Origin of the sequence: Streptomyces sp. SID14478 (genome assembly GCF_010548525.1) — a bacterium.
Lineage (GTDB): Bacteria > Actinomycetota > Actinomycetes > Streptomycetales > Streptomycetaceae > Streptomyces.
The window spans coordinates 1-5,940 of record NZ_JAAGMG010000995.1 but is presented as its reverse complement, the minus strand read 5'-3'; the positions used below and the strand labels follow the sequence as shown (position 1 = coordinate 5,940).

Here is a 5,940-nt window from a genome sequence, read left to right as displayed (position 1 = left end):
CGCCCGCCGCCGTGCGCGGGCCGAGTCCCGCCGCGTCGGGCGCGCAGGCCACGCTGTAGCGGAAGGCGAAGGCGAATCCTTGCTGGCTGGGGAAGTTGGTGTCCCACAGGTTGTTGTGGATCCACGAGTAGACCGTCGCCGGTTCCTCGTGGTCCATCGACTGGGGGAACGGGGCGTAGGGCAGGGCGATGGTGCCGAACTGCAGGAGCGGCGCGTCCTGGGAGGCCCAGCCCACGGCGAGGCCGTCCTCCTGGAGGGTGACCCAGCGCCGGACGGCCCGCATGTGCCGGGCGGAGCCGGGGACGACGGGCAGCCCGGTGCCGGTGGCGCCGCCGGAGGCCTCCATGCGCACGACGGGCTCCTCGAAGGCGAACGGGAACGCGAAGTAGGCGCTCTCCTTGCCCATCGTGGCGTCCTTGTCGACGAGGTTCTCGATGTCGAGGCGGCCGACTCCGTGCGGCAGCGTCAGCGTGGTGCGCACCCGGTTGGCGCCCGCGGGACGGGTCTCGTACGCGAGGACCTCCGCGGTCGCCGTCGTGCGGCGGGCGATGAGCGCGGCGGGCGGGGCGACCGAGCGGCGGCCGAGGTGTTCGAGGCGGTCGGAGGCGGTGGTGCGGCTGGAGTTGTGGTTGAAGCCCCCGGCCGTGGTGTAGCTGTCGTGGACGTAGGCGTTGAACCCGGTGATGGCGTCGGCGCGGACCAGTTCGCGGCCGGTCGACTTGTCGATGACGGAGGCGATGCAGGCGTTCGCCAGGTCGACCCGCACGGCGAGGTGCTCGTTCTCCAGGAGCAGCGGGTCGGCGAGGGAGTGCGCGGCGGCGGAGGTGCGGGCGGGGTTCTCGCGCTCGGAGCCGCCGGTCGGGTTCCAGCCGGAGGCGCTCTTGTCGCGCTCCGTCCCCTCGGGTTCCTCGGGCCCGGTCCCTGTCCCCGGCACGGCGCGTATGTCGAGCCGGACCGATCCGGCGGGCGGCACGTCGTCGACGCGTACGAGGAGGAACCGTCCGGCGTCCCGGTGCGTGTCGTTGACCTGTGCCTGTTCCTCGTGCGGCAACTCCGTGCCGGTGCGGGCGTCGTGGACGCTCACTTCCTGCTCCAGCGGCACGCTGGACTCGGGCAGGAAGATCCGGGCGACCTCGGTGCGCGGCCAGGAGCAGGTGTTGACCACGTGGTAGGCGGCGCTCGCCCCGGCCGGGCGGGCCAGGCGCTGGCCGAGCCGTGCCGAGGCCCTGTTCAGCAGGGAGTTGCCGTCGTCGTGACCGCGCAGCGCCTGCCCGTACTTCCAGTGCCACTGCTGCTCGCCGGAGTGTCCGTGGTCGTGGCCGTGCGTCCAGGGGTCGCCGGCGCCCCAGGTGTGCTCGTCGAACAGGGACACCGCCTCGTAGACGCCGGCCGCGTCGCGGGTGTCGTCGGCGGCGCCGGACGCGCCGAGGAGACCGGCGAAGGTGCCGAGCGTCTGGGCGTCGGCGACGGCGGACTGGGCGGTGCGGGCCAGGGACAGCGGGTGGGCGCCGGAGCCGACGCCGTCGACCCACCAGTCCGACCAGTCGCCCTCGAAGGTCTGGATGCGGTCGCCGAGACGGGCCTCGGCGTCGGTGAAGAAGTCCTCGTTGCGGGACAGGCGCAGCTGCGGGTAGGCCCAGGTCTCGTTCCAGCGGCGGACGGTGTCGGCGATGACGCGGCGCGGCGGGGCGTTGTCGCCGAACTTGCCCTGGACGCGCAGGTGCAGGACGTCCCACGGGTAGGGCTCGCGCTTGATGTCGCGCTCGTCCATGGCCCAGCCGAAGACGCCGCCGCGGTACGGATAGGGGTGCGTGGCCAGCGAGGTGAGGTAGGCGGGCAGCAGGTCGTCGACGCTGGAGTAGTCGGTGTCGAAGCCGAGGAGCGGGCCCTCCATGTAGGCGAGGCCGTGCGGGGTGTCGGTCATCCACACGAGGACGCTCTTGCCGCTGGGCGCACGCCAGCGGAACAGGCGCGGCAGCTTCTCGCCGCCGACCAGGTGGGGAACCGAGCGGCCGGCCCAATTGTGCGCCACGGACAGGTACTTGACGCCCGCATCACTGAGTGCGTCGACCAGGCCGACGACGTGGCCGGGGACGTCGGTCTGCATGGCGGAGGTGAAGTCGACGCCGTACTCGTCACGGATCCGGTGGGCGAGGCCGAGCAGTTCGTGCAGCTCGTCGGTGGAACACGTCTCGCTGTGCAGGTTGAAGGGCATCGCGGTCAGTTCGATGCGTCCCTCGCGCACGCGGCGCACGAACTCCTCGACCTGTTCGCGCGGGCGGGCCTCGGCCCACTGCTTGAACGACCACAGCGACTCCACGCACCAGCGGAACCGGGACTCGGGCTCCCAGTCGTCGGTGGCCCGCGTCAGCTCCAGGCACGAGTCGAGGAAGGAGAGGTGCTCGGCGAGGACGTGGCCCTGCGGGTCCGTGTAGCCGATGTCGAGGTGCGAGTGGTGGACGAGGTGGATGGTCCACTCGCGCTGCGGGGTGAGCGTCACGTCGATGCCGTCGGTGCCGCCCGGCAGGGCGACGGTGACGCGTTGCGGCGCGTCCACGGCGGGGAGCAGGAGGCGCACGGAGCCGTCGGGTCCCGCGATCCGCTCGGCGGGCAGCTCGGTGCCGGCGGCGGAGCGCACGGTGAGGGCGTCGGGGGTGCGGGAGCCGCGCACGGCGTCGATGCGCAGCGACTGCAGCAGGCCGCCCGCGTCGTCGCGGCGCATCAACGGCTCGACGGTGAGCCGCAGTTCGGCCCCATCGAGGACGCCCTCGGTGCTCACCACGGAGTCGCGCAGGCTGTCGCGGATACGGTCGTTGTCCCAGTCGGTGGTACGGACGAGGGCACGTGTGGTCATGCCGGAATCTCCAAGCGGGGTCAGCGGGCGGTCGCGGCGACGCCGCGCAGGAACAGGCCGCGGAACGTCAGGAAGACGACGAGGGTGGGTACGGAGACGATGAGCGCGCCGGCCAGGATGACGGGCGGGCCGGTGGACGCGTAGGCGTTGTTGAGGTTGCTCAGGGAGGCCATCACCGGCTGGACGTCGGGGCTGCGGCTGAGGGTGATGCCGAACAGCAGGTCGTTCCAGACGGCGGTGAACTGGAAGATGAACGCGGCGCCGAGGCTGGAGGCCATCAGCGGTACGTGGATGCGCCAGAAGATCCGGGTGAACGAGGCCCCGTCGAGCATGGCGGCCTCGGTGATCTCGGGCGGCATCGTCGTCATCTGGTTGCGGACGAGGAAGAAGGCGAACGGCACGGCGTAGGCGACGTACACGAGCATGAGGCCGAGCCGGGTGTCGTAGAGGTTGGCGTCGGCGTACATGCCGAACAGCGGCGCCAGGAACATCTGCAGCGGGAACAGGGTCCCGGAGTAGATCAGCCAGAACCAGAACGCGGGCCTGGGCAGGGGCAGTACGACGACGGCGAACGCGGCCATCGCGGCGATGACGACCGCCGCGACGCCGCACACCACGGCGTACAGCAGCGACTGCAGGAACGAGTGGCCGATGCCGGCCTGTGACCAGGCGGTCGAGAGGTTGTCCCAGAGGGCGAAGCCGTGCGAGGTCCAGCTCGCCCGTCCGGTGTACGACGCCACGGGGGTCACGGCGTTGACGACGAGCAGGTAGACGGGGACGAGCCAGAGCACGACCGTCGCGGCGACGAAGACGTTGCGCAGGGTCCTTCCCATGGGCTGTCACTCCTTGTCGGGGTCGGGCGGCTCGGGTCAGCGCGCGGACGTGTCGGGCATCTGCCGGCGCAGGTACAGCCAGGAGCAGGCGACGACGATGACGGACAGGACGAGGGCGACGGCGGAGCCGTAGCCGACGTGGAACAGGAGGAACGCCTCGCGGTACATGGTCAGCGCGAGCGTCTCCGAGGAGCGGGCGGGGCCTCCTTGGGTGAGGATCCACACCATGTCGAACGCCTTGAGGCTGTTGACGACGGCCATGCCGACCACGACGACGCTCATGGAGCGCAGTTGGGGCAGGGTGATGTGGCGGAACATCCGCCAGCCGGTGGCCCCGTCGAGCTCGGCGGCCTCGATGGTGTCGCGCGGGATGGCGCGCAGGCCGATGGCGAACAGGACGACGTTCAGGCCGGTCGCCTGCCAGGTGCTGGCCACGATCATGGAGAGCGTGTTGGCCGGCCACTCCAGCAGCCAGGGCCGGGCCAGCGAGTCGAGGCCGACGGCGCGCAGCACCTGGTTGAGGGTGCCGTCGGAGGTGAGGAAGAACTTCCACAGGACGGCGGTGGCCGCCCCCGAGATCGTGTACGGCAGGACGACGACGAGCTGGGCGATCCGGCCCAGGCGCATCCGGTGGGTGGCGACCGCGATGGCGAGTCCGGCGAGCACGGGCAGCAGCAGCGTTCCCGCCACCCACAGCACGGTGTTGAGCAGCGACCGGCCGAAGACCGGGTCGTCGGCGAGCCGTGTGTAGTTGTCGAGGCCGATGTAGTGGCTGCTGAAGCCGTTGTCGTCGAAGAAGCTGCCGTAGACGCTGCGGAAGAACGGGTAGACGAGCAGCACGCCGACGAACAGCAGCGCGGGCAGGGCCCACGGGACGCCGGCCAGCGGCCCGCCCATCCGCCCGGAGCCGGGTCTCGCGGCGGCCTGGTGCGGGGTGCGGGTGGGGATGCGGCGGCGGGCCGGGGCGGGCCGCGCGGAAGGGGTCCCGGCACGGACTGCGTTGCTCACGCGTCGGCCTCCTTCCACACTTTCCAGGCCTCGTCGGCCCGGCCCTGCATCGTCCTGAGGGTCTTGCGGTACGCCGACGGGTCGAGCAGGAATCCGGCGAGGTCGTCGACGGTGGACTCGACGAGTTCGGGCGGGCCCAGCTCCCAGAAGCGGTTGAGCAGGCGCACTTTGCCGCGTCGGACCGTGTTCGCGGCGTCGGCGATCATCGCGTTGGCGGGCGGGACGCGGGGGTTGGGGCTGCCGTCCTGGAGCGAGGCGGAGAACGCCTTCGCCACCTTCGGGTGCAGCCAGGCGCCGCTCGCGCGCATCGCCTCGGCGTGGTCGGGGCCCTTGACCGTGCAGACCAGGGCGCTCGACTCGAAGATCATGGCCGGTGCGGCCTTCGGGTCCTGCATCGGCAGCACGAACGTGTCGACGTCCTCGCCGATCTTCGCGCCGACGCCGGTGAACGAGGTGGCGAGCCAGGTGGCGCCGGGCACCATGCCGACCTTGCCGTGCACCAGGGCCGCCGCGGCGGTGGTCTGGTCCATGTCGAGGGAGGTGAACCAGCCCTTGTCCGCGAAGGAGGCGATGGTGCGCAAGGCGCGTTCGGCACGCGGATCGGTGTACCGGGCACGGCCGTTCATGAGGTCGTCGTAGAACTGCGGGTCCTGGCGGCTGAGCATCTCCTGGAACCAGATGAACGAGGGCCAGCGCCCGGACGTCGTGGCGTGCAGCGGGGTGACGCCCGCGCTCTTGAGGCGCTCCGCGGTCTTCAGGAACGCGTCCCAGGTGGTGGGCCTGGTCAGTCCGTGTTCCCGGAAGAGCGCCGGGTTGTAGTAGAAGACCCAGTAGGCGAGGTTCATCGGCAGGCCGTGGACGCGGCCCCGGTAGGTGAACGCGGAGCGCAGCGACGGTTCGACCCAGCCCTGGCGCTCGGCGCTGCGCCACTCCTTGTCCAGCGCGACGATGCCGCCGGTGCGGGCGAGGTCCTGGAGGCGGTAGCCGGACCAGTACTTGAGCAGGTCGGGCGTCTTGCTGGTGCGCAGCGAGGACTTGACGACCTGTTCGAAGGATTCCAGGGACGGGATGACGGCGGGTTCGATCCGGACGCCGTCGACGGAACGCATCGCGGCGCCCGCGGCCTTGAGCGGTGCGGCCCAGCTCGGGTTGTCGCCGTGCAGTGCCACGATGCCGGGCGGCTCTCCGGCGGCGGTCCCGCACGCGGCGAGCAGGGGTGTGGCCGCGGTCGCGGCGGCGCCTGCG

General features: G+C 71.5%; 4 protein-coding genes. All 4 read right to left on the bottom strand.

The features are described from left to right. Positions 1–2,854, bottom strand: a 2,854-nt coding sequence (locus G3I40_RS32340; protein WP_164306177.1) for a glycoside hydrolase family 38 C-terminal domain-containing protein, incomplete at its 3' end; no start/stop codon positions are given. 20 nt (positions 2,855–2,874) lie between these two features. Beyond that, positions 2,875–3,687: a carbohydrate ABC transporter permease gene (locus tag G3I40_RS32335; RefSeq protein ID WP_164306176.1), complete on the bottom strand. Its 813-nt coding sequence runs from the start codon at positions 3,685–3,687 to the stop codon at positions 2,875–2,877. A 36-nt stretch (positions 3,688–3,723) separates the two neighbouring features. Continuing rightward, entirely contained in the window at positions 3,724–4,695 is a 972-nt protein-coding gene (locus tag G3I40_RS32330; protein WP_164306175.1) for a sugar ABC transporter permease, read from the bottom strand. Further along, on the bottom strand, positions 4,692–5,940 hold a 1,249-nt coding region (locus G3I40_RS32325), incomplete at its 5' end, for an extracellular solute-binding protein (RefSeq protein ID WP_239092071.1). The genes G3I40_RS32330 and G3I40_RS32325, both read right to left, overlap by 4 nt.

What these genes read in the sequence shown, in the direction of transcription:
- G3I40_RS32335 (WP_164306176.1), bottom strand. Translation starts at nt 3,687, where the DNA reads ATGGGAAGGACCCTGCGCAACGTCTTCGTCGCCGCGACGGTCGTGCTC.